1 pseudogene is annotated in these 969 nt (G+C 50.5%); it reads left to right on the forward strand.

What is annotated here, in order from left to right:
• Positions 1 to 969: pseudogene (locus tag A3739_RS29810) on the forward strand (hypothetical protein); the annotation flags it as partial.

A 969-nucleotide genomic window follows, 5' to 3' on the forward strand; every position in this document is an offset into this window, starting at 1 on the left:
TCCGACCGATCCAATCGATCCAACGAACCCGAGCGCGGATGGCAATCCATTAACAGGAACGGTAAGCACGTTAGAGGATACTGAGGTCGATCTTGAACTGGGTCCATTAACCGCTGTTGATAGCACTGAAACGATCAGCAGTGTCACGATCGGTGGTGTGCCAACCGGAGCGATTTTGTCAGCGGGTACGAATAACGGTGATGGCACCTGGACAGTGGATCCCGCTGATCTTGATGGTTTGAGCCTTACGCCAGTCGAACATTCCAGCGATGACTTTACATTAACGACTGAAGTAACGTTCACACAGGGCGATGCTAGTCAAGTTTATAATGGTTCGGTAGAAGTTACTTTGGAAGCAGTCGCTGATGCGCCTGCGGTGAGTGCGAGTGATGTAAATGGTGATGAGAATAGTGCTATTGCCTTGGATATCACTGGTAGCCTAGCAGATAACGACGGTTCTGAGTCAGTTACTGGTTACACCATCAGCGATGTGCCGTTAGATGCTACGTTATCTGCTGGCACTGACAATGGAGATGGTAGCTGGACGTTGACAGCCGCTGAGCTTGCCGGTCTCACGATCACGCCAGCAATAGGCCATCTAAGCGATATCGTTCTGCAGGTCACGATTCATAATGAAGATGTTGATCCCGATGATAGCAGCCAAGTCGATAGCAATAGTGCAACGACGTCAATGACTGTAACAATTAATCCGGTTATTGATGGCCCGAATCCGGTTGACCCAGTCGATCCGACCGATCCAATCGATCCAACGAACCCGAGCGCGGATGGCAATCCATTAACAGGAACGGTAAGCACGTTAGAGGATACTGAGGTCGATCTTGAACTGGGTCCATTAACCGCTGTTGATAGCACTGAAACGATCAGCAGTGTCACGATCGGTGGTGTGCCAACCGGAGCGATTTTGTCAGCGGGTACGAATAACGGTGATGGCACCTGGACAGTGGATCC

It is taken from the genome of Oleiphilus sp. HI0067 (assembly GCF_001635735.1).